The sequence below is a fragment of the Streptomyces sp. NPDC101776 genome, from assembly GCF_044766845.1.
Classification (GTDB): domain Bacteria; phylum Actinomycetota; class Actinomycetes; order Streptomycetales; family Streptomycetaceae; genus Streptomyces.
This window is the reverse complement of sequence record NZ_JBIWMV010000001.1, coordinates 779,197-802,306: the sequence shown is the minus strand read 5'-3', so window position 1 is coordinate 802,306 and position 23,110 is coordinate 779,197. Positions and strand designations below refer to the sequence as shown.

General features: G+C 69.4%; 19 protein-coding genes. 7 read left to right on the top strand and 12 right to left on the bottom strand.

The genetic code is table 11. From position 1 onward, the window contains the following. Nucleotides 1-34 precede the first annotated feature (34 nt). From ACIRRY_RS03480 to ACIRRY_RS03460, 5 genes are read right to left on the bottom strand one after another with little or no spacing between them, the layout of a single operon-like run. Nucleotides 35-1,054: a Gfo/Idh/MocA family protein gene (locus ACIRRY_RS03480; RefSeq protein ID WP_403968340.1), complete on the bottom strand. Its 1,020-nt coding sequence runs from the start codon at nucleotides 1,052-1,054 to the stop codon at nucleotides 35-37. A gap of 52 nt (nucleotides 1,055-1,106) precedes the next feature. After that, nucleotides 1,107-2,015 (bottom strand): sugar phosphate isomerase/epimerase family protein, encoded by a 909-nt coding sequence (locus ACIRRY_RS03475; RefSeq protein WP_403967419.1) that lies wholly within the window; start codon nucleotides 2,013-2,015, stop codon nucleotides 1,107-1,109. 1 nt (nucleotide 2,016) lies between these two features. Next, on the bottom strand, nucleotides 2,017-2,931 hold the full coding sequence (locus ACIRRY_RS03470) for an ATP-binding cassette domain-containing protein (protein ID WP_403967417.1): 915 nt from the start codon (nucleotides 2,929-2,931) through the stop codon (nucleotides 2,017-2,019). Between the two features lie 5 nt (nucleotides 2,932-2,936). Then, complete coding sequence (locus ACIRRY_RS03465) at nucleotides 2,937-4,013, bottom strand: ABC transporter permease (RefSeq protein ID WP_403967415.1); 1,077 nt, start codon at nucleotides 4,011-4,013, stop codon at nucleotides 2,937-2,939. Beyond that, entirely contained in the window at nucleotides 4,013-5,032 is a 1,020-nt protein-coding gene (locus ACIRRY_RS03460) for a sugar ABC transporter substrate-binding protein (RefSeq protein WP_403967413.1), read from the bottom strand. The genes ACIRRY_RS03465 and ACIRRY_RS03460 overlap by 1 nt, the downstream gene beginning before the upstream one ends. 290 nt (nucleotides 5,033-5,322) lie before the next feature. Here ACIRRY_RS03460 and iolC point away from each other — a divergent pair, with 290 nt between their 5' ends. The 6 genes from iolC to ACIRRY_RS03430 are packed head-to-tail and all read left to right on the top strand — an operon-like array spanning nucleotide 5,323 to nucleotide 12,346. Continuing rightward, a complete protein-coding gene (gene iolC / locus ACIRRY_RS03455) occupies nucleotides 5,323-6,291 on the top strand; it encodes a 5-dehydro-2-deoxygluconokinase (protein ID WP_403967411.1) in 969 nt (322 codons plus the stop codon). Nucleotides 6,292-6,330: 39 nt separating this feature from the next. After that, nucleotides 6,331-7,209 carry a deoxyribose-phosphate aldolase gene (locus tag ACIRRY_RS03450; protein WP_403967409.1) on the top strand — a complete coding sequence of 293 codons (879 nt, stop codon included), beginning with the start codon at nucleotides 6,331-6,333 and terminating at the stop codon, nucleotides 7,207-7,209. Between the two features lie 14 nt (nucleotides 7,210-7,223). Next, nucleotides 7,224-8,120: a 5-deoxy-glucuronate isomerase gene (gene iolB, locus ACIRRY_RS03445; RefSeq protein WP_403967407.1), complete on the top strand. Its 897-nt coding sequence runs from the start codon at nucleotides 7,224-7,226 to the stop codon at nucleotides 8,118-8,120. Next, nucleotides 8,120-9,997, top strand: a complete 1,878-nt coding sequence (gene iolD, locus ACIRRY_RS03440) for a 3D-(3,5/4)-trihydroxycyclohexane-1,2-dione acylhydrolase (decyclizing) (RefSeq protein ID WP_403967405.1) — start codon at nucleotides 8,120-8,122, stop codon at nucleotides 9,995-9,997. Before iolB ends, iolD begins: the two co-directional genes overlap by 1 nt. A gap of 37 nt (nucleotides 9,998-10,034) precedes the next feature. After that, nucleotides 10,035-11,528: a CoA-acylating methylmalonate-semialdehyde dehydrogenase gene (locus tag ACIRRY_RS03435; protein ID WP_403967403.1), complete on the top strand. Its 1,494-nt coding sequence runs from the start codon at nucleotides 10,035-10,037 to the stop codon at nucleotides 11,526-11,528. 32 nt (nucleotides 11,529-11,560) lie between these two features. Continuing rightward, nucleotides 11,561-12,346 carry a GntR family transcriptional regulator gene (locus tag ACIRRY_RS03430; RefSeq protein WP_403967402.1) on the top strand — a complete coding sequence of 262 codons (786 nt, stop codon included), beginning with the start codon at nucleotides 11,561-11,563 and terminating at the stop codon, nucleotides 12,344-12,346. Here ACIRRY_RS03430 and ACIRRY_RS03425 read toward each other — a convergent pair. After that, complete coding sequence (locus ACIRRY_RS03425; RefSeq protein ID WP_403967401.1) at nucleotides 12,336-13,334, bottom strand: aldo/keto reductase; 999 nt, start codon at nucleotides 13,332-13,334, stop codon at nucleotides 12,336-12,338. The genes ACIRRY_RS03430 and ACIRRY_RS03425 overlap by 11 nt on opposite strands. An 87-nt stretch (nucleotides 13,335-13,421) precedes the next feature. After that, nucleotides 13,422-14,084, bottom strand: coding sequence for an NUDIX domain-containing protein (locus tag ACIRRY_RS03420; RefSeq protein WP_403967399.1), 663 nt, complete (start codon nucleotides 14,082-14,084; stop codon nucleotides 13,422-13,424). A gap of 165 nt (nucleotides 14,085-14,249) precedes the next feature. Here ACIRRY_RS03420 and ACIRRY_RS03415 point away from each other — a divergent pair, with 165 nt between their 5' ends. After that, a complete protein-coding gene (locus ACIRRY_RS03415; RefSeq protein WP_403967397.1) occupies nucleotides 14,250-15,377 on the top strand; it encodes a DUF5954 family protein in 1,128 nt (375 codons plus the stop codon). A gap of 51 nt (nucleotides 15,378-15,428) precedes the next feature. Here the strand turns inward: ACIRRY_RS03415 and ACIRRY_RS03410 are convergent, their stop codons facing one another. The 5 genes from ACIRRY_RS03410 to ACIRRY_RS03390 all read right to left on the bottom strand — a co-directional run bounded on the left by ACIRRY_RS03410 (nucleotide 15,429) and on the right by ACIRRY_RS03390 (nucleotide 22,944). Continuing rightward, the gene (locus tag ACIRRY_RS03410) at nucleotides 15,429-16,037 is read right to left on the bottom strand and encodes a DUF305 domain-containing protein (RefSeq protein WP_403967395.1); all 609 of its coding nucleotides are present in this window, start codon (nucleotides 16,035-16,037) and stop codon (nucleotides 15,429-15,431) included. 68 nt (nucleotides 16,038-16,105) lie between these two features. Next, nucleotides 16,106-16,525 (bottom strand): DUF6153 family protein, encoded by a 420-nt coding sequence (locus tag ACIRRY_RS03405; protein WP_403967393.1) that lies wholly within the window; start codon nucleotides 16,523-16,525, stop codon nucleotides 16,106-16,108. A gap of 49 nt (nucleotides 16,526-16,574) precedes the next feature. Continuing rightward, nucleotides 16,575-17,222 (bottom strand): hypothetical protein, encoded by a 648-nt coding sequence (locus ACIRRY_RS03400; protein WP_403967392.1) that lies wholly within the window; start codon nucleotides 17,220-17,222, stop codon nucleotides 16,575-16,577. A gap of 125 nt (nucleotides 17,223-17,347) precedes the next feature. Then, nucleotides 17,348-19,321 (bottom strand): discoidin domain-containing protein, encoded by a 1,974-nt coding sequence (locus ACIRRY_RS03395; RefSeq protein ID WP_403967390.1) that lies wholly within the window; start codon nucleotides 19,319-19,321, stop codon nucleotides 17,348-17,350. Between the two features lie 65 nt (nucleotides 19,322-19,386). Then, a complete protein-coding gene (locus ACIRRY_RS03390) occupies nucleotides 19,387-22,944 on the bottom strand; it encodes a choice-of-anchor D domain-containing protein (protein ID WP_403967388.1) in 3,558 nt (1,185 codons plus the stop codon). Nucleotides 22,945-23,110 lie beyond the last annotated feature (166 nt).

The following is a 23,110-nucleotide window of genomic DNA, read 5'->3' as shown; positions in this document are numbered from 1 at the left end:
CGTCCGGGCGTTCCGCATGCTGTCGGGTGGCGGGTTACCGGTAGAACGCCGGCCGCTCCACCAGCTCCACCTCCACCCGCACACCCTCCTCCAACGCCCGTACCCCCGCCTCGCACACGGCAGCCGCCGCGTACCCGTCCCACACGCTCGGGCCGGTGACCTCGCCGCGGCGGGTGGCGTCGACCCAGGTCTGGATCTCCCGGTCGTAGGCGTCGGCGAAGCGTTCGACGAAGTCCTGGGCGATGGTGCCGCCCCAGCGCCCTGCCATGTTGGTGACCATGGCGTGGCCGTCGCCGATGCGGGCGGTGCCGCGTTCGCAGACGATCTCGGCCTGGACCTGGTAGCCGAAGCCGCAGTTGACGAACATCTCGACGTCGACGATCGCGCCGCCGTCGGTCTCGAAGACGACGAACTGCGGGTCCTGGAGGTCGTCCGGGGAGCTCGCCGAGGGGCGCGGGCGCAGCACCTGGACGGCCGTGATCTCGTGGCCGAGGAGCCAACGGGTCGCGTCGGTCTCGTGGGCCACGGAGTCGCTGATCAGCATGGAGCTGGTGAAGAAGGGCGGACTGGAGGCGTTCCGGTGCCGGTTGTGCAGCATGAGGGGTCGGCCCAACTGGCCTGTTTCCAGAAGGGACTTGAGCTTGATGTACTCGGCGTCGTAACGCCGCATGAAGCCGACCTGCACCCGGCGGTGACCTAGGCGCATCTCGGCCTCCAGGACGCGCAGCGCGGAGGCCGCGTCGGGGGTGAGCGGCTTCTCGCACAGGACCGGGAGGTCGTGCTCGAAGGCCGTCAGCAGGGCCGCCTCGTGGGCAGGGCCCGGTGACGCGATCAGGACCGCGTCGACGTCGGCCGCCGCCATCGCGGCGGCCGGGTCGGTGTACGCGGTGCAGCCGTCGACCCCGGACGCGATCCGTTTGGCGCGCTCGGCATCGACGTCCACGACGGCGGTCACCCGGGCTCCGTTGACCACGTCCCCGATCCGGCGGACGTGGTCCGCCCCCATCTTTCCGGTTCCGACGACTGCCACTCCGAGCGGGTCGCGCGGGTTCATGGCCATCGGCCGTCCTTTCAGCTCGTCAGGGTCGTCACGGTCGTCAGGTCCGTCAAGCACCGCAGGAGCGGAGGAACTTGCGGGTGCGCTCCGCGATGGGGAGGGGCTTGTCCGGCTCGCACGGGTACATGTCCTGCTCGACGATCGCGAACAGCTCCACGCCCAGGCGCTGCGCCGCGATCAGCACCGGCTCCAACTCCGGTACGCCGGACGGCGGTTCGCACATCACCCCGCGCTGCACGGCCGGTCCGAACGGCACCTCGTTCTTGACGACGTCGGCGAGGATCTCCGGGTCGACCTGCTTGAGGTGCAGATAGCCGATGCGTTCGCCGTACGTCTCGATCAGCTTGACGCTGTCGCCGCCGCAGTAGGCGTAATGCCCGGTGTCCAGGCAGAGGTTGACCAGTTCGGAGTCGGTCGAGTCGAGGAAGTGCTCGACGTGGTCCTCGGTGTCGAGGTGGGTGTCGGCGTGCGGGTGGACGACGATGTCGAGTCCGTACGCCTCCTTGACCTCGTGCCCGAGACGTTCCATGCCCTTGGTGAGGTGCGCCCACTGCTCGCCGGTCAGCTCCGGCGGCTCCAGGATCTCGGCGGTCTTGTCGTCCCGCCAGAAGGAGGGGATGACGACCAAGTGCTTCGCGCCCATCGCCTGGGTGAGCGCGGCCACTTGGCTCACGTGCTCCCAGGTGGCGTCCCACACGGAGGGGCCGCGGTGCAGGCCGGTGAAGACCGTGCCCGCGGAGACCTTCAGGTCACGCCGGGCGATCTCGTCCGTGAGCCGGGCCGGGTCGGTCGGCAGATAGCCGTACGGACCCAGTTCGATCCAGGGGTAGCCGGCCTGCGCGACCTCGTCCAAGAACCGTTCCCACGGCACCTGTTGGGGGTCGTCGGGGAACCACACCCCCCAGGAGTCGGGGGCGGAGCCGACCCGGATGCGGTCCAGGAAGGGGCGGTCCGACATGTCAGGCGGTCCCTTCGGGAGATGCCGGCACCGGGGCCTTGAGGGCCTTCTCGTCGGGGAGTTCGTCGACGTCGAGGCCGCGGACCTGGGACAACTCGTGCTTGAGCGCGGCGAGTTCGGTGCCGCCGGCCATGTGGTTGGTGAGTTCTTCGAGGGTGATGTCGCTGCGTTCGGCGGAGAGTTCCATGGTGCCCAGGCGCAGGACGCTGAAGTGGTCGCCGACCATGTAGGCGTGGTGGGGGTTGTGGGTGATGAAGATGACCCCGAGTCCGCGTTCGCGGGCCGCGGCCACGTACTTGAGGACGACACCGGACTGTTTGACGCCGAGGGCGGCGGTGGGTTCGTCGAGGATGAGGACGCGGGCGCCGAAGTAGACGGCGCGGGCGATGGCGACGCACTGGCGCTGGCCGCCGGAGAGGGTGCCGATGGGCTGGTCCAGGTTGTCCAGGACGATGCCCATGTTGCGCAGTTCCTCGTCCGCCGTCTTCTTCATCCGCTCGATGTCCAGACGGCGCACGGGCCACGGGCCGCTGGTCATCTCGGAGCCGAGGAAGAAGTTGCGCCACACCGGCATCAGCGGCACGACCGCCAGGTCCTGGTAGACCGTCGCGATCCCCCGGTCGAGTGCCTGGCGGGGGGTGGTGAAGTGGACGGGTTCGCCGTCGACGAGGAACTCGCCCTCGGTGTGCTGGTGCAGCCCGGAAATGATTTTGATCAGCGTGGATTTGCCCGCGCCGTTGTCGCCCAGGACGCAGGTGACCTGGCCGGGACGGACGGTGAGGTCGACGCCGTGCAGGGCACGGACATTGCCGTACGCCTTGCCCGCGTTGCGCAGTTGGACGAGGGGGTGGTCGCCGCCCTCGGGCACGGTGTCGGTCAGAATCGCACCGTGGGTGCCGGTCGTGTTGTCGGTCATGAAGGTCACCTCCGGGTCGCGGTGCGCTGGACCCACAGATTGATGAGGACGGCGCCGAGCAGCATCACGCCGAGGAACGCCTTGAACCAGTCGGGGTTCCAGCCCGCGTAGACGATGCCCTGCTGGACCATGCCGAACATGAACGCCCCGAAGACGGGGCCGATCGCCGAGCCGGCCCCGCCGGTCAGCAGACACCCGCCGATCACCGCCGCCGAGATGAAGATCAGCTCCTGGCCGACACCCTCACCGGACTGCACCGTGTTGAAGGAGAACAACTGGTGCATGCCGATGAACCAGGCACCGAAACCGACCAGCATGAACAGCGAGATCTTCGTGAACGCCACCGGCACACCGACGGCGCGGGCGGAGTCCTTGTTCCCGCCGACCGCGAAGATCCAGTTGCCGTACTTCGTCCGCATCAGCACCCACGTCGCGATCGCCGCGAACACCAGCCAGTAGACGATGGTGATCTTCACGTTGACGCCGCCGACCTCGAACGACGACGCGAAAACCTTCTTCGCCTGGTCGAAGCCGTCCATGTTGCTGATGTCGTCGGTCGCCACGTTCCCGGTCACGAGCTTCGTCACCGCCAGGTTGACGCCCTGCAGGATCAGGAAGCTGCCCAGCGTGACCAGGAAGCTCGGCAACCCCGTCTTGACGACCATCCAGCCGTTGAGGAACCCGATCCCCAAAGACACCAGCAGCGCGACGACCACACCGACCCATACGTTCATGGTCAGTTGGTAGCTGAGCATCGACGCCGTCAGGGCGGAGGTGATCACGGCGACACCGGCGGACAGGTCGAACTCCCCGCCGATCATCAACAGCGCGACCGGCAGCGCCATGATCCCGATCGTCGACGAACTGTAGAGAATGTTCGCCATCGACGCGCCCTCGCGCACCGGCGGAGCAGCGATCAGGAAGAACACGTACACCGCGGCCGCACCGAGGAAGACACCCACCTCGGGACGCGCCAACAGCCGTAGCGCCAGGGGCCGTTCAGAGGTCCGGCCGTCGGTTTCCTTCGGGCCGGGGGCCGGCGGTGAGGTCACCGCCGGCTCGGCGTGCTGGGTCATACTCATCACCGGGTTCCGTTGGCGGCGTACTTGGCGACGGCTGCGACGTTGGTCTTGTCGACGAAGGCCGGGCCGGTCAGTACGGGCTGCTCACCACCACCGCTGTAGTTGCCGTTGTTCTTGTAGAGCCACAGCGAGTCGATGGCCAAGTAGCCCTGGAGGTACGGCTGCTGGTCCACCGCGAACTGGATGGTGCCCTTGCTGATGGCGGTCGTGAGGTCCTTGTTGAGGTCGAAGGTGGCGACCTTCGCCTTGCTGCCCGCGTCGGTCAGCGACTGCACGGCGGTCAGGGCGAACGGGGCGCCCAGCGTGACCACGTAGTCGATGGCCTTGTCCTGCGTGAGCTTGGCGGTGATCGTCGACTTCACCGACGGCATGTCCGTGCCGTTGACGTTGAGGACCTCGGTGGTGCCGGTGAACGTCTTCTTCACGCCGTCGCAGCGCTGGGTCAGGCCGATGTTGCCCTGCTCCTGGATGACACAGACGACCTTCTTGGCGCCTTCGGTGTTCAACCGCTTGCCGAGCGCCTCGCCCGCGACCGTCTCGTCCTGGCCGAAGAACTCCAGCAGTCCGAGGTTCTTCCAGTCGCTGAGACCGGAGTTGAGGCCCACGACGGGTATGTTCGCGGTCTTCGCCTTGCCGATGACGTCCTTGAGGGCGTCGGGCTTGGCGAGGGTGACCGCGATGCCGTCGACCTTCTGGTCGATCGCGTTCTGCACCAGGTTCGACTGGTTGCCCGCGTTCGGGTCGGCCGAGTAGATGAGCTTGATGTTGTCCTTGTCGGCGGCGGCCTGCGCGCCCTTGCGGACGATGTCCCAGAACGTGTCGCCGGGCGCCTGGTGCGTGACCAGGGCGACCGTCATCCGAGGCGTGCTGGCCTTGCCCGCGGAAGCGCCGGAGCTGTCCTCCGTGGACTTCTTGCCGCCCGAGCTGCTGGAGCAGCCGGCGAGGGTCAGTGCCGCTGCCGCGGCAACCGCCACGAAGGGGGCCATTCTGCGCGTACGGGAGTGGGAAGAACGGTCCATCTTTCCTGCACCTCACTGTGCTTCAGGGGAAAGGGATCAATGATCGCAGAGATCCGGGCTCGGGGCCCGTGGAGCCCCGGGTCGTGCGCCGTGAAACACGGCTGTTGCGCTGGGACGGAATCCAATCCCCGGTCGCGCCCGCTGTCAATACTTTGTTAAGACATCATTTCACAAGCAGGTCCGAATGTAAGTACAAACTATTGACAGGCGACCCCTCCGAGTCCTACACCTGAGAGTCGGCAGGCCCTCGGGACCCGCCCACCCCCCAGCAGCCCAGAGGAGTGTCGCGCATGGCCGAGTCAGCCCAGCCCTTCGATCTGATCACCATGGGCCGGATCGGGGTCGATCTGTATCCGTTGCAGTCCGGCGTACCCCTGGCCCAGGTGGAGACGTTCGGCAAGTTCCTCGGGGGCTCGGCCAGCAACGTGGCGGTCGCGGCCGCCCGGCTCGGCCGCAGCACCGCGGTGATCACCCGCACCGGCGACGACCCCTTCGGGACGTACCTTCACGAGGCCCTCAAGGACTTCGGGGTGGACGACCGCTGGGTCACCCCGGTCGCCGACTACCCCACCCCGGTCACGTTCTGCGAGATCTTCCCGCCGGACGACTTCCCGCTGTACTTCTACCGGCAGCCCAAGGCCCCCGACCTGGAGATCCGCACCGAGGAACTGGACTACTTCGCGATCCGCCAGGCCCGCGTCTTCTGGATCACCGGCACCGGTCTGAGCGAGGAGCCGAGCCGCTCCGCCACGCTCGCCGCCCTCAAGGCGCGCGACAAGGCGGGCACCACGGTCTTCGACCTGGACTGGCGCCCGATGTTCTGGAAGGACCCTGAAGAGGCCCGCCCGTACTACGCGGAGGCGCTGCGGCACACGACCGTCGCGGTCGGCAACCTCGACGAGTGCGAGATCGCCACCGGTTTCCGTGAGCCGCGTGCCTGCGCCCAGGCGCTGCTGGACGCGGGCGTCGAGCTGGCCGTCGTCAAGCAGGGCCCCAAGGGTGTCCTGGCGGTGCACCGCGACGGCACGACCGCCGAGGTGCCGCCGGTCCCGGTCGAGGTGCTGAACGGCCTCGGCGCCGGCGACGCCTTCGGCGGCTCCCTGTGCCACGGGCTGCTGGCGGGCTGGGACCTGGAGACCACCATGCGGTACGCCAACGCGGCGGGCGCCCTCGTCGCCTCCCGGCTCGCCTGCTCCACCGCGATGCCCACCGAGTCCGAGGTCGAGGACCTCCTCGCCGGCGCGCGCGTGGGCGGCTGACCACGTGACCGCCCGAGCCTTCCCTGAACGGAGCTTCTCTTGAGCATCAGCATCCCCGACCTGGTCACGGTCAGAGCCCGGCATCCCGAGGCGATCGCCGAGGCGGCCGCCCGCCGGGTCCGCCGCCCGCTGCTCGGTGACAGCGGTCGTCTGATGATCGTGGCCGCCGACCACCCGGCCCGCGGCGCCCTGGGCGTCGGCGACCGCCGTACGGCCATGGCGAACCGCGCCGACCTGCTGGAACGCCTGTGCGTGGCGCTGTCCCGGCCGGGTGTCGACGGGGTGCTCGCCACCGCCGACATACTCGAGGACCTGCTCCTGCTCGGGGTCCTGGAGGGCAAGGTCGTGATGGGCTCGATGAACCGCGGAGGCCTGTCCGGCGCCGCGTTCGAGATGGACGACCGCTTCACCGGCCACCGCGCCGAGGACATCGAACGGCTCCGCTTCGACGCGGGCAAACTGCTGCTCCGCATCGACTACGCCGACCCGGGCTCGCTGACCACCCTGGAGTCCACGGCACGCGCCATCGACGACATGGCCGCGCGTCAACTCCCCCTGTTCGTAGAGCCGTTCATCTCGCGCCGGGTCGACGGCAAGGTCCGCAACGACCTGTCGGCGGAGGCCGTGACCCGCTCGATCGCCATCTCCTCGGGCCTGGGCGGCACATCCGCCTACACCTGGCTGAAACTGCCCGTCACCGAGGACCCGGACGACATGGCCGAGGTCCTGGAGACCTCGACGCTGCCGGCCGTCCTGCTCGGCGGCGAGGTCGGCGACGACCAGGAGGGCGCGTACGAGAAGTGGCGCAAGGCGCTGCGCCTGCCCACCGTCCAGGGCCTGGTCGTGGGCCGCTCCCTGCTGTACCCCGCCGACGGCGGCGTGGAAGCGGCGGTGGACACCGCCGTGGGTCTGTTGTGAACCGGAGGCACACGATGACGAGCGCGTACCACCTTCCCGCGGGCAAGGCCCTCGGCGGCCCCTACGTCGTGGACGTCACCCCCGAGTCGGCGGCCTGGGGCTACTCCAGCCTGCGGGTCCTTGAGCTGCCCCCGGGCGGCACGCACACCTTCGACACCGACGACAGCGAGTGGATCGTCCTCCCGCTCAGCGGCGCGTGCACGGTCTCCGCCGCCGACGACTTCGGCCACGACACCTTCGAACTCCACGGCCGCGAGAGCGTGTTCACCTCCGTGACCGACTTCGCGTACGTCCCACGCGATTCCCGTACGACGGTCTCGTCGGCCGGCGGTGGCCGCTTCGCGCTGACCGGCGCCCGCTGCGGCCGCCGGCTGCCCGCCCGTTACGGCCCGGCCTCGTCGGTGCCGGTGGAACTGCGCGGCACCGGCAACAGCAGCCGTCAGGTCAACAACTTCGGCGCGGCGGGCGTCTTCGAGTGCGACAAGCTCATCGCGGTCGAGGTGATCACGCCCGGCGGGAACTGGTCGTCCTTCCCGCCGCACAAGCACGACGAGCACCGGCCCGGTGAGGAGTCCGTCCTCGAAGAGGTCTACTACTTCGAGTTCGCCGACCACGAGGGCACACCCGGTCTCGGCTACCAGCGCGTCTCCCCGTCCGGGCAGGGCCGTAACACGGACGTCCTGGCCGAAGTCCGGGGCGGAGACGTCGTGTTGATCCCGGACGGCTGGCACGGGCCCTCGATGGCGGTGCCCGGCCACCACATGTACTACCTCAACGTCATGGCGGGTCCGGACGAGGACCGCTCGTGGCTGATCTGCGACCACCCCGATCACGCCTGGGTGCGCGGCACCTGGCCCGAGCAGCCCGTCGACCCCCGCCTTCCCCTCTACACGGCACCGGAGAAGTCCTGATGACCACCCCCACCCGCCGCCTGACCGTCGCCCAGGCCCTGGTGCAGTTCCTGTCGGTCCAATACACCGAGCGCGACGGCGTACGGCACCGGCTGATCGCCGGCACCTGGGGCATCTTCGGTCATGGCAACGTTGCCGGACTCGGCCAGGCGCTGCTGGAAGCCGGCGAGGACACGATGCCGTTCCATCAGGGCCGCAACGAACAGGCCATGGTTCATGCGGCAGTTGGGTACGCCCGCCAGCTCGACCGTCTCTCCGCGCAGGCCGTCACGACCTCGATCGGACCGGGTGCCACCAACCTGGTCACGGGCGCCGCGCTCGCCACGATCAACCGCCTGCCGGTGCTCCTCCTCCCCGGTGACTACTTCGCGACCCGTGCCGCCGACCCGCTGCTCCAGCAGTTGGAGCACCCGGTCGAGGCGGACCTCTCGGTCAACGACACGCTGCGCCCGGTCTCCCGCTACTTCGACCGGATCTCCCGCCCCGAGGCGCTGATCCCGGCCGCCCTGAACGCGATGCGCGTACTGGCCGACCCGGTCGAGACGGGGGCCGTAACTCTGGCTCTGCCGCAGGACGTTCAGGCCGAGGCCTACGACTGGCCGGAGGAGTTCTTCGCCGACCGCGTGTGGCACGTACGGCGTCCCGCGCCGGACGCGTTCGAGCTGACGGAGGCGGTCGCGGCGATCCGGTCCGCCGAGCGCCCGGTGATCGTGGCGGGCGGCGGCATCCACCACAGCCGCGCCGAGGAGGCGCTGAAGGCGCTGGTCGACGCCACCGGCATCCCGGTCGCCTCCACCCAGGCGGGCAAGGGCTCGCTGCGCTACGACCACCCGGCGGACCTGGGCGGCATCGGCCACACCGGCACTGCGGTCAGCGACGACTTCGCGCGCACGGCGGACCTGGTGATCGGCGTCGGCACCCGCTACACGGACTTCACGACGGCCTCCAACACCCTGTTCCAGAACCCGGCCGTCCGCTTCGTCAACCTCAACATCACCGCGTTCGACGCCCACAAGCTGGCGGCGCGCACGCTGGTGTGCGACGCGCGGGCGGGGCTCACCGCGTTGACCGAGGCACTCGCCGACCACCGTGTGAACTCGGCTTACGAGGCCGAGTACCGCGCGGGCAAGGAGCGTTGGGAACAGGTCGTTGACACCGCGTTCACCGCCCCCGACGAGAACGCCGTCCCGACCCAGACCCAGCTCCTCGGCGCCCTCGACGCGATCGTCGGCGACGACGACGTGATCATCAACGCGGCCGGTTCGCTCCCCGGCGACCTGCACAAGCTCTGGCGAGCCCGCAGCCCCCGCCAGTACCACCTCGAATACGGCTACTCCTGCATGGGCTACGAGATCCCGGCCGGCATCGGCGTCCAGCAGGCCGCCCCCGACACCCCCGTCTGGTCACTGGTCGGCGACGGCACCTACCTGATGATGCCGACCGAGATCGTCACGGCGGTCCAGGAGGGCCTGCCGGTCAACCTGGTCCTGATCCAGAACCACGGCTACGCCTCCATCGGCGGCCTCTCCGAGTCGGTCGGCGGCGAGCGCTTCGGCACCGCCTACCGCTACCGGGCGGCCGACGGCACCTTCTCCGGCGCCCCGCTCCCGGTCGACCTCGCCGCCAACGCGGCCAGCCTCGGCATGGACGTCCTGCGCGCCAAGACCGTGCGCGAACTGCGCGAGGCACTGGCCACGGCCCGCGCCTCGGACCGGCCGACCTGCGTCTACGTCGAGACCGACATCGCCACCCCGACCGCTCCCCCGGCCGAGGCCTGGTGGGACGTACCGGTCGCCGAGACCGCCTCGCGCGCGTCGGCCGTCCAGGCCCGCGAGGAGTACGACCGCCAGGTCGTCGACCGCCGCCGTCACCTCTGAGCTCCTGAACTCCCCTCCCCCGAAAGGCACTCGCACCATGAAGACGATCACCCACTGGATCGACGGCAAGCCCGTCGAGAGCACGTCCGGCCGTTTCGGTCCCGTGTACAACCCGGCGACCGGGGAGCAGGAGAAGCAGGTCGGCTTCGCGACCGTCGACGAGGTGGACGCCGCCGTCGCCTCCGCCAAGGCCGCGTTCGAGAGCTGGGGCACCTCCTCGCTCGCCAAGCGCACCGCGATCCTGTTCAAGTACCGCGAGCTGCTGGACGCGCACCGCGACGAGATCGCCGAACTGATCACCGCCGAGCACGGCAAGGTGCACTCGGACGCGCTCGGCGAGGTCGCGCGCGGCATGGAGATCGTCGAACTCGCCTGCGGGATCAGCGTGCAGCTGAAGGGCGAACTGTCCACGCAGGTCTCGACCCGTGTCGACGTGGCCTCGATTCGCCAGCCCCTGGGGGTGGTTGCGGGCATCACACCCTTCAACTTCCCGGCCATGGTGCCGATGTGGATGTTCCCGATCGCCGTCGCGACCGGCAACACCTTCATCCTGAAGCCGAGCGAGAAGGACCCGTCGGCGTCCTACCGGCTGGCCGAACTCGCCTCCGAGGCGGGCCTGCCGCAGGGCGTACTGAACGTCGTACAGGGCGACAAGGAGGCCGTCGACCGCCTTCTGGAGCACCCGGACATCGAGGCCGTGTCCTTCGTCGGCTCGACGCCGATCGCGAAGTACATCCAGCTCAAGGCAGTTGAGCACGGCAAGCGCGTGCAGGCTCTGGGCGGCGCCAAGAACCACATGCTCGTCCTCCCGGACGCGGACCTGGACTTCGCGGCCGACCAGGCGATCAACGCGGCCTACGGCTCGGCCGGCGAGCGCTGCATGGCCGTCTCCGTCGTGGTCGCGGTCGGCGACACCGGCGACGAGCTGGTCGCCAAGATCGCCGAGCGCGCGGGCAAGCTGCGCATCGGTCCCGGCAACGACCCGGCGAGCGAGATGGGCCCGCTCATCACCCGCGAGCACCGCGACAAGGTGGCGTCGTACGTCGCCTCGGCCGCCGCCCAGGGCGCGGAGGTCGTCGTCGACGGCACCGGCTTCTCGGTCGAGGGCCACGAGGACGGCTTCTTCCTCGGCGTCTCCCTGCTCGACAAGGTGCCGCTGACGGCGGACGCGTACAAGGACGAGATCTTCGGCCCGGTGCTGGTCGTCGTGCGCGCGGAGTCGTACGACGAGGCCATCACCCTGATCAACAGCTCCCGTTGGGGCAACGGCACCGCGATCTTCACCCGCGACGGCGGCGCCGCCCGCCGCTTCCAGATGGAGGTCAAGGCGGGCATGGTCGGCGTGAACGTGCCGATCCCGGTCCCCGTCGGCTACCACTCCTTCGGCGGCTGGAAGGACTCCCTCTTCGGGGACCTCCACGTCTACGGCAACGACGGCGTCGCCTTCTACACGCAGGGCAAGGTGATCACCACCCGCTGGCCGGACCCGGCCGACGGTGGCATCAACCTCGGTTTCCCCAGCAACTCCTGACAACCCGTCACGATCCGTGAGGAGGTGCCCCTGTGGCGAAGACCGGTGACTACTCGCGTGCCGTGACCGGGTCCCCGCTCGAAGCCCTGCATTTCGCCCTGGACCGCAACAGTCCGGTGCCGCTGTACTACCAGCTCGCACAGCAGCTGGAGGCGGCGATCGAGCACGGGGCCCTGGCACCGGGCAACCTCCTGGGCAACGAGATCGACCTGTCCGTACGCCTGGGTCTGTCCCGCCCGACCGTCCGCCAGGCCATCCAATCCCTTGTCGACAAGGGGCTGTTGGTCCGGCGGCGGGGCGTCGGCACACAGGTGGTGCACAGCCAGGTCAAGAGACCGCTGGAACTCAGCAGCCTCTACGACGACCTGGAGTCGGCCGGACAGGGCCCGACCACGGCGGTGCTGCGCAACGAGGGCGTGCCCGCGACCGCGGATGTCGCGGCCGCCCTCGGCGTCCCGGAGGGCAGCGAGGTCACCCTCCTGGAACGGCTGCGCTCCACGCACGGCCAGCCGGTGGCGTTCCTGTGCAACTACCTCCCGTCGAACCTGCTCCAACTCGACACCGCCCGGCTGGAGTCGACGGGCCTGTACCGGATGCTGCGCACGGCCGGCATCACCCTGCACAGCGCCCGCCAGACGATAGGCGCCCGCTCGGCGACGCCCGAGGAGGCGGCCCGCCTCGACGAGAAGGAGAGCGCGGCACTGCTCACCATGCAGCGCACGGCGTACGACGACACGGGGCGGGCGGTCGAGTACGGGACGCACATCTACCGGGCGTCGCGGTACGCGTTCGACTTCCAGTTGCTGGTCAGGCCCTGACCCGGGCGGCGGAGTCCAGGTGTTCCCGCTGCTCCGCCGTCAGTTCCAGGTCCACGGCCGCGAGGTTCTCCTCCAGCTGGGCCACCGACGAGGCGCCCGCGAGCGGGACGATCGGCAGCGGACCGCCCAACTGCCAAGCCAGTACGACCTGGTTGACGCTCGCCCCGGTCTCCTTCGCCACCTCGCGCAGGGCGGCGAGTCGGGTGGGGGTGCCCGGGTGGTCGTAGTCGGCGGGCAGGGGTTTGTCCTGGCGGGTGTAGGCGCCGGCCAGCAGGGGTGAGTAGGCGACCAGGGTGAGGGCGGGCTCGGCGCGCAGATAGCCGAGCAGGTCCGGGCCCGCGCTGCCGAGGCTGCCGTCGGGGAAGAGCTCGGACGGTACGTCGGTCCGGGGGCGCAGACAACTGTGCTGGTACTGGAGGATCTCGTAGCCGGGCAGACCGGCCGCGGTGGCGAGCGCGCGGGCCCGTTCCACGCGCCAGGCGGCGTGGTTGCTGACGCCCAGGAGACCGACGGTGCCCTCGGCCACCAGCTCGGCGAATCCCTCGACGGTTTCCCGCAGCGGCACCCGGGGGTCCTCGATGTGGGCGTACAGCAGGTCGAGTTTGTCGACGCCGAGGCGTTCGCGGCTGCGGTCGGCCGACTCCCGGATGACCTTCGCCGAGAGGCCTTCCGGGTTGTCGACGAACCCCGTGCCGGGTGCCAGCGGGCGGGCGCCGAGCTTGGTGGCGATGACGATCTCGTCACCGATGCCGCGGCTGCGCCGCCACCGTCCGAGCAGCTTCTCGCTCTGGCCGCCCTGACTTCCGTCGGTCCAGAACGCGTAGTTGTCGGACGTGTCGATGAAGTTCCCGCCGGCCTCGACATAGCGGTCGAGTACGGCGAAGGAGGTCTCCTCGTCGGTGCGGGAGCCGAACAGCATCGCGCCGAGCGCGAGCACGCTCACCTCGCGGCGGTGGGCCGGATCGGTGCCGATGGTGCGGTACTTCATGGTGATCCCTCCCGTTCGCACCCGGTCCTCCGGGTGCGAACGGGAGTCTTCCGCTTGAAGCGCACTTCAAGTCAAGTCCCTGGGCGGCTACTTGGCGAACGGCCCGTCCAGCGCCGCCCATTGGAGGAGCATGATCGTCTTGGCGTCGGCGATCTCGCCGCTGCGGATCATCTCCAGGGCTCTGCGGAAGGGCAGTTCGAGGATCTCGATGTCCTCGCCCTCCTCCTGGAGTCCCCCGCCCTCGTGGGTGCGGGTCGAGGGGCCGTAGGAGGCGGCATAGAAACCGATGCGCTCGGTGACCGAGCCGGGGCTCATGTAGACGTCGAAGACGTGCTCCACCTCGCCGACGGTGTGGCCGGTCTCCTCGACCACCTCGCGTCGTACGGCCTCCTCGGGGTGTTCGTCCTCGTCGTCGAGGAGTCCGCCCGGGGTCTCGACGAGCATGCCGTCGGGGTGGCCGTTGACGTACACGGGGAAGCGGAACTGGCGGGTGAGCAGGACGGTTTCGCGGTCGGCGTCGTAGAGGAGCAGGGTGGCGCCGTTGCCGCGGTCGTGGGTCTCGCGTTCCTGGGTGGTCCAGGTGCCGTCGGCGTGCCGGAAGTCGAAGGTCGTGGTGCGCTCGACGTACCAGTGGCTGGACAGCAGGGTCACGTCGCGGACCTTGACGCGGGGGTTGCCGGTCAGGCCGAGGCCGGTGCGGTCCAGGCCGGTGCGGCCCCGGCGGTCGGGGGTGTCGGCGCCGGCGGTCATCGGGCACCGGCCGGACGGGAGGGGACGATCATGTTGTTCATGTCCGACGTCTATCACCCCGGGGCGCGGGACGCCCGGCCGGATCCTGTGTCTCGCGAGCCCAACTGGTGTGCCGGTTGCGTTGATTCGTCTCGTACCGTCCCCGCGTCCGGGCATGCTGGAGGCATGTCTGAGCACGGTGATCAGGTTCCCGGGTACCGGATGATCAGGATGGAGGCGCTGCAGGAGGCCCCGGCGGCGGCGCTCGCGGACGTGGAGGCGTGGCAGGCCCGCAAGGCCTATCCGAACGTCCTCGGCGGGGGTGGCGCGGTGTTCGGTGTGGCCGAGGAACTGGAGACCGGCGGCTGGCGGATCGTCTCCTTCTTCTCCACCCCCTACCCACAGGGCGCCCGCGACTCCATGTCCATGACCTTCCGGGGACTGGCCCGGGCCGCCGAGGACGCGGGCGACACGGCGACCCAGCAGGAGTGGCTGCGGGGTGCGGAGCGGCTGGACTGGGAGGCCGTGGACGAACTCACGGTGCTCGGCCGCCGGTTCCGGGTGATCCGGGCGGATCAGTTCATCCGGATGGGGCCGACGGGCCCCGAGCCGCCCCGGCCGTCCGACCCCGATCCGGCGAAGGTGGGGCACGGCTACGAATTCCAGGGTCCTACGAAGGGGTTCGTGATCGATCCGTACACCCCGACGGGGATGTCCGAGGGCATCCTGCGGATGGAGCTGCTGTCGCTGGTCCACGCGCCGGGCACGTCTCCCGCCGCCATGCGGAAGGACTCGCGGCGCGCACTGAAGACGCATCCCGGGGGTGTGCTGCTGCCGGCGGAGTTCACGGCGGCCGAGTTCTCGGACGGTCACTGGTCGCCGACGCAGATGACGAAGTCCAGCCCGCAGGGGTCGCGGGACTCGCTGACCAACTATCTGCGGGTGATGGCTCCGGTCATGGAGCAGCTCGACGAGGAGACGAAGGCGGAGTACGGGCGGCTGGCCGACCGGATCGACGCCGAGCGGTGCGACGAGATCGTGATCGACGGCTGCCGGACGCGGATCGTGCGGGTCGAACGCCTGGTGCGGGTCGGCCCGGACGGTCCCGAGGGCCCGCGCCCCTCCGACCCCGACCCCGAACTGCCCACCGGCGTGCAGGAGCAACAGCTCCGCGAGGAGGGCGTGTTCGACGAGGACCGGGTGCTGAGCGACGAGGAGATCGAGCAGCAGCGCGTCGCGGAGGAACAGGCGAAGGAGTTCCTCCGGCTGTTCGAGGAGCAGCGGCGCAAGCGCGAGGCGGCGGAGGGTTCCTGAGCCGGGGGCCCGACCGCGTGGCGCGCGGTCGGGCCCGGTTCGGCGACGGGGTCAGCTCTTGCCGAGCATCTTGTCCATCTGCGCGATCTCGGCGCTCTGCGCCGTGATGACACCGGCGGCGAGCTCGGTGGCGGGCCGGTACTTGCCGTCCGCCTTCTCGGTCCTCGCCATGTCGACGGCGCCCTCGTGGTGTTCGACCATCATGGTGAGGAACAGGGCGTCGAAGCCGGTACCGGAGGCCTTCTCCAGCTTGCCCATGTCGGCCTCGCTCATCATGCCGGGCGTCGCGGACGACATGGCGTGGTCCATGCCGGACATGTCCTCGGGGACCTGCTCGCCCCACGAGGTGAGCCAGCCGGACATGGTCCTGATCTCCGGGGCCTGTGCGCCCTCGATCTTCGTGGCGAGGCTCTTGACCTGCGCCGAGGAGGCGTGGCCGGCGGCCAGCCCGGCCATCTCCACGGCCTGGCGGTGGTGCTGGATCATCTCCTTCGAGAAGGAGACGTCCGCGGCGTTGTGGCCGCCGGTACCGGTAGTGGTCCGGCTTCCGCTGCTCGCCTTGCCGTCGCCGTCGCCGCCGCACGCGGCGAGCGTGAGGGCGGCCACCGAGGCGGTGACGGCGAGAACGGTACGACGGACGAACCTGCGCTGTGCGCTCATGGTGGAACTCCTGGTGTGTGGATCCGTTCAGGGCATGCCGATGCGCGCACGTCGGCGCGCAAGCCGCTCTAGATCCGCAGGAGTTGGAGTTCCGAGAGGGACGGCGGGGCCCGGCCCCCGTCGGGGCCGCTGCCCGCCCCGGACGTACGCCCGTCCGGCGTCTCGGCGCAGGCCGCCACATCGGGTTGCAGCACCGGAACCACGGCCGGGGCATGGGGGACGGACGGGGAGGCGCAGGTCGCGTCGGCGTGTGCCATGTGGCTGCCGCAGTCGCCCTGGTCGTGGTCGCAGGCGTCCGGTGTCGACACCCGCTCGCCCGTCGTCGTGGCCGTGGCCGTGGCCGTCATGGTGTGCCCGGGCGTGGGGTCGGACATGAGAACGGGCCCGAGCCCGTGCATCCCGAGCAGACCGAACAGCAGGGCGGCGACGAGCAGCACGGAGGACCGCACGCGAGGGTGCGGTCCTCCGGGCTGTTCGAGGCGGGCCATGGGGCCACCATACCCACCCTGGGTATCCGGCCGGCATCGGACACCTGTTTCAGTGGCTCACGGCCGGTGCTTTCGCGCTGCGGTAGGTGGAGACGCCCAGGGCCAGCAGCCAGTAGCTGAGGATCGCGCCCATCAGGGCGGTGGTGCCCCAGCCGTTCGCCGCGTAGAAGTGCGCGGGAGTGTTCCCGAAGAACAGGGACGGCACGAAGGCCAGGTTGATGCCGGCCAGGACGTAGGCCGACCTGGCCGTCCAGCGCGGCAGCAGGCGGGTGCGGGAGACCGCGAGGCCCAGCGCGGTCAGGAAGAACGCCAGCATCAGCCGGGAGATCGACCCGTAGAGGATGTAGGTGCCGCTGACGTCGATCGTCGGGTCGATCGGATGATCGGCGGCGATGACCGCGCCGGCCTCCAGGCCCATGGAGACCAGTGTGATCGTCGCGTAGACGAGCCCCGCCGTGAAGGCCAGCGAACCGGCCCACTCGCACTCGGGGTTCACGCGCTTCACCAGGTCGCGGAACGCGGTCACGAACACCAGCAGGAACGCCAGCGCGACGATCCCGATCAGCAGCCGGGCCAGGACGTTGGCGTCCGGCGGCGGCCCCGAGTAGACGAAGTACAGGGGCACTTGGACGATGAGTGCGACTGCGGCGGCGATTCCCGCGCCGCCCGCCAGACGCCTGGCCGACATTTCGTTCATGGAGTCCCCCGGAGGTTCCGTGTGGTGGATTGGGTACGCCATGAATCCTGCCGTCGGCGACGCTCGCGGTCCCTGGGCCTGAACACCGGATCGGGGGTGGTCCTGACGACACCCCTTCCGCGGGCTCAGGCGCCGTAGACCTGGAACTCCGAGACCTGCCCGGCCGGCCAGCCGGTGTTGGCGGTGAAGTTGAGCCGCACGTAGCGGGTGGTGACGGTGGCGGGGAGCGTCAGGGTCGCGGTGTTGCCGGTGGCCGGGTCGAAGGTGTAGCCGGCCGCGGCGAGGAACTGGGTGGCGGTGCCGGCGTCCGTGCCGCCCTGGACGGAGACGGTCTGGGTACGGGTGGACCAGGCGGTGGCCGGGGGCAGGCGGAGGACGATCCGCTTGACGCCGGTGGCGGCGCCCAGATCGACCTGGACCCACTGCGGAAAGGCGTTGTTGGCGGACTCCCAGTACGTATTGGCGTCGCCGTCGGTCGCATTGCCGGAACCGTAGATCCGGGTGTGGCTGCTCTCCGAAGTGGGCTGGTGGAGGGCGAGGTTGGTGGTGCTGGACGGGGGGTCGGTGGTGACGGTGACCTGGTTGGAGGGCTGCGACGCGTTGCCCGCCGCATCGAGGGCGACGACGTCGAAGGTGTAGGCGGTGGACGCGCCAAGTCCCGTGACGGTGAAGGACGTTGAGCCGGTGGTGCCCACCTGGGTGCTGGTCGAGCCGGACACCCGGAGGACTCGGTAGCCGGTCACGCCGACGTTGTCGGTCGACGTGTTCCAGGACAGCGAGACGGAGGTGGCGGTGTGCCCGGTGACGGTCAGGCCACCCGGCGCGGCGGGCGGTGTGGTGTCACCGCCGGTGGGAACCACCGGTTGCGTGGGGCGAGTTGAGGTCAGCGCGAGCTGCCCCTTGAGCATGCGGCCGCCGTCGCCGGTGAGCCGCAGGTAGTAGTCGGAGGAGCACGCGGTGCCGTCCTCGTCGAGGGCGAGGAACCCGGAGTCGGTGGGCACCCAGGCCTGGGTCTCGGCGGTCTTGGCGATCTGGTTGCCCTCGTTGTACTCGTCGAACATCGAGATGTAGATGCCCTGCACCCCGGCCCGCACCACGTTGTAGAACTGCCGCCACATGAAGTCGCCGTGCGCGCGCTGCCGGCCGGAGACGTCGCCGGGCAGGACGCAGGGCTGGTAGTCGATGCCGTTGGCGTTGCAGTCGGCCTGGTCGGGGACGGTGTACGTGGCGTAGGCGTTGTCCGCCTCGGTCACATTGCCGATGGCGCCGACCATCCACGGGGAGATCATGTCGAAGGCGTGATAGACGCCGAGGAAGCCGGACTGCGAGCCCCCGGTCCCGGTCCGCCATTCACGCGGGACGCCTCCGACGACGTAACACCCCTGCCCCTTGAACCAGTTGACGACATCGAGGCAGGCGTCCGGGGTGAAGGGGTGGTTCGGGTCGTTGAAGCCGAATCCCCAAATGCACACCACCGGCTTGCCGTTCTGCTTCGCGTACGCCGAACTCGCCGTGTGCGCGGACATCTTGACCGTCCAGTCCGTCTTGATCTCGGACTGCATGTTCGTCCAGTTGGAGACGTCGTACATGATGTAGAACTTCCGGCCGTACGACTCGGCGGCGCTGCGCACCCTGGTCGCCATGGCATCACGCGTGGGGCCCTCGCCGCCGGTGGGGTTGAAGCGTTGCAGGGCTGCCGTGTCGATGCCGTTCTGCTGCAACCACAGGAAGTGGGTGTTCACCGTCTGCTGGTCGTACGACGAGAACAGCTTGGCGGGCTGGCCGTTGCCGAGGGCGGCGTACGCCGTCTGGTAGGTGTTGGTGTACTCGCGTACATCGGGCCAGCACTTGATGTTGGTGTTGTTCCGGGACGGCGGCCGGCCCCAGTCCTGGCTCCAGTGCCACCAGCCGTTGATGGGCGCGCCGTCGCCGACGCACGCGAACCAGCCCTGGTAGCCGACGCTGACCTTGCCGACCACGTCGCCCGGTCCGCTGGCCGCCGACGCGGCCGGGGCGAGCACGGTCTCGGTCGCTCCCGCGGCTCCCACCGCGCTGACCGCGATCGCGGCCCTCAAGAAGACTCTGCGGGTGACACCCATCTCGACTCCTTTCGGTGGTCGGTGCCGCCGGGCGCGGGTGCGCCCGGCGGCACCGTCAGGACAGGTCAGGTGTTCCAGACCTGGAACTCCGAGAGCTGGCCGGCCGGCCAGCCGTTGTTCGCCGTGATGTTCACCCGGAGGTAGCGCTGGGTGCTCGCGATGAAGGTGAGGGTGACCGTGTTGTTGGTGGTGGGGTCGAAGGTGTAAGCGGCCGAGGACTTGAGGGTGGTGAAGGTGGAGCCGTCGGTGCTGCCCGACAGGGACAGCGTCTGGCCCCGGGCACCCCAGGTCGCGGGGAGTTGGAGGACGACCCGGCTCGCGCTCTGCGCGGAACCGAGGTCGACCTGGACCCACTGCGGGAAGGCGTTGTTGGCGCTCTCCCAGTAGGTGCCCTGGTTGCCGTCCGTCACATTGGACGACGGGTAGACGTCGGTGTGGCTGGACTCGGTGGTGGCCGCGCCCGCTGCCAGGTTTCTGCTCACCGTGCCGGCCCCCGTGCCGGTCAGCCCGACCGTGGTCGTGCCGTTCGACGCGTTGCTGGCGATGCTCAGATCACCGGTACGGGTGCCGGACGCGGTGGGTGTGAACGTGACGGCCACCGTGCAGGAGGCACCCGCCGCGATCGACGTCCCGCAGGTGTTGGTCTGCGCGAAGTCGCCCGTGGCGGTGACGCCGGAGACGGTCGCGGCGGCGGTCCCGGTGTTGGTCACCGTGACCGACTGTGCGCTGCTCGCGGTGTTGAGCGCCTGAGTGGGATACGTCAACGAGGTCGGACTGGCCGACAGGGTCGCCGGCGAGGAGCCGCCGCCGCTGGGGAACACCTCGAAGTCCGACAACTGGGCCGCGTTCCAGCCGGTGTTGGCGGTGATGTTCACCCGGACGTATCTCGCCGTGGCGGCGGTGAACGTGACGGTCACCGTGTTGCCGGTGCCCGGGTCGAAGGTGTACCCGGCCGAGGCCTTGACCGTGGAGAAGCTGGAGCCGTCCGTGGACCCCTGCACCGACAGGGTCTGTGTGCGGGCCGACCACGCCGTCGCCGGCGGAAGCTTGAGCACGACCTTGCCGACGCTGTAGTTCTGCCCGAGGTCGACCTGGGCCCACTGCGGGAACGCACCGAGCGTGCCCTCCCAGTACGTCGACGCGTCCGGGTCGGTGAGGTTCGAGGCGACGTAGGGACTGTCGCTCGAACTCGCCGCCGCCGGGCGCCCGGCGGCGATGTTGGTGGTGCTGTCGATGCCACTGCCGGTCAGGGCTACGACAGTTGGGCTGTTGTTGGCGTTGCTGGTCACGGTCAGATTGCCCGCGCGCGCTCCGCCCGTGGTGGGCTTGAAGCCGACGGTCACCGTGCAGGACGCGCCGACCGCGAGGGTGGAGCAGTTGTTGGTCTGACTGAAGTCACCGGTCGCCGCGACACCGGACACGGTCGCCGACGCGGTGCCCGAGTTCGTCACGGTCACCGTCTGCCCGGTGGCGGAGGAGCCGACTACCGTGGCGGCGAAGGCCAGGCTCGCCGGATCGGTGTTCAGCACCGGCCCCGGCGCGGTGCCGGTACCGGACAACGTGACCGTGTTGGTGACCCCGCCCGCGTTCACGGACAGAGATCCGCTACGGCTGCCGGTGGCGGTCGGCGCGAACCTCACACTGACCGTGCAGGAGCCGTTCGCCGCGATCGACGAACCGCAGGTGTTGGTCTGGAAGTAGTCGCCGCTGGTGGAGATCGACGAGACGGACGCGGCTGTACTGGTCGGGTTGGAGACCGTCACGGTCTGCGCGGCACTCGTCGAACCGGTCGCCACGGAACCGAAGTTGAGCGCGCCGGGAGTGGCCGTCACTCCTTCGGACGGGTAGGGCGGATACACCGGGGCGGGCCAGCCACCGCAGTAGGGCGTGCCGCTGATACCGGAGTTGCCGCCGCCGTCGGTGATGACGAAGTTGCCGCCCGAGCAGTTGTACACCGGGTTCGAGTAACCGACGCCGGTGGCTGTGACGTTGGTGAACTTGGCGGCGCCGCCGGTCTGTTCCTGGAGGGCGAAGGTTCCGGTGCCGGCGATGGTCACGTTGTTGAGGTTGACGCCGCTGATCGTGCCCTCGACCCACTGGACGGCTTCGTAAGGGCTCTGCTGGATCAGCGCGTTGGTCACGTTGATGGGGCCGGTGATCGCGCCCTGGCTGCCGTCGAACCACAACGCGCCCACGCCGAACTGCCAGTTGGGGTCGAGGCTGCCGGCCCGGACCATGGTGTTGTCGGAGATCGTGGTGGTGCCGACCGGCGTCGAGGTGAAGCGCTGCCCGACGTGGATGCCGCCGCCCTGGGCGATGCCGGTGTCCACCACGCGGTTGCCGCTGACGGTGTTGTCGTGGCCGCCGTAGATCGCGATGGCGTTGGCGAGGATCTGCAGGGACACGGTGTTGTTCGAGATCGTGTCGTTGGCGTCGGCGCCGAGGGCGGAGTCCGCCCAGGTGGCGATGCCGTCGTCACCGGTGTTGCGGATCTCGCTGTTGGTCACCTTCGAGTTGGTGACGCCGCCGTGGAAGTTGATGCCGTCGGCGGTGGTGTCGCGGATGCGCATACCGGTGAACGTCAGTCCGTCCATCGGCCCGTCCATCCAGGCGCCGACCTTCATGTGGTCGATCCACAGGTTGGAGACGGTCGAGTCGCTCAGCGCGCCGCCGATGCCGTTGACCTGGGCGCTGTCGTCGCGTTCCTGCACATTGCCGAAGATGGCGAAGTTCTGCAGGCGCACGTCGGTGCTCGCGTTGGGCACGGAGTTGCCGTAGAAGCCGGGGGCCGTGCCGGTGACGGTCGAGTACCACATGCCGGCGCCGGCGATCGTGACGTTGTTGACGCCGATGTGGCCGGGGATGTTGAAGGTGCCCGGCGGGATCCACACGGTGCCGCCGGGGCCGGCCGAGCTGATCGCGGCGTTGAAGGCGCTGGTCGCGTCGGCCGCGCCGGTCGCGTCGGCGCCCTTGCTGGTGACCGACACGGACCCGGAGGGGGCGGTCAGCGCGGCGCCGACCTGTTCGAAGTCGGCGAAGTCGATGGTGTACGAGGAGGCGGTGTCCCCCGCGTCGACCTGGAGCTTGAAGGTCGTGCCCGCCGGATAGGTGGTGGAGAACAGACGGTGGGCCTCGTCGTAGAAGTGGTGCGGGTTGCTGCCCGGTGTGTTGGTGAAGGGGTAGCTGCCGTAGTACCAGCTGTAGGCGTTGGTCAGGGTGAAGTCGGGCTGCTTGACGCCGCCCACGTACAGCGACAGCGCGGCGGTGTAGACCGAGCCGCCCGAGGTGTCGGGGATGCTGTAACGGAAGTTGATCGAGTTGGTCGCCACCGGCGTGGTGAACGTGACGTACTTGCCGGTGCCCTGGAGGGTCGTCGCCTTACGGTACGACGCCTCGTCGGCCAACTGGCCCGCGGTGTAACTCGGGCCGATGTTCGTGCCGTTGGTGTCGGAATTCTCCGCCTGCACCTCGACGTAGGGCAGGCTCGCGCCGCTGCCGCCGGTGGCGGTGGACGCCGCCAGAGCGGGTGGGGCGGCCAGTGCGAAGACGCCTGCGGCGGCCACCATCGCGGTGCTCACCGTGCAGACGAGGGCTCGTCTCAGATCTCGGATGGAATGGAACACGTGCCACTCCTTCAGTAACGAAATGTCGGAACTATTCCGTTGGCACCGCCGGAGAGGGAGGGGGAGACAGAGGGTGGCGACGATGCAAGGGGGACCGTAATATCCTTGGCATGATCACGCAATAACTAGACAGAGCTTTGCAACAAACAAAATTGAGACCCGCAAG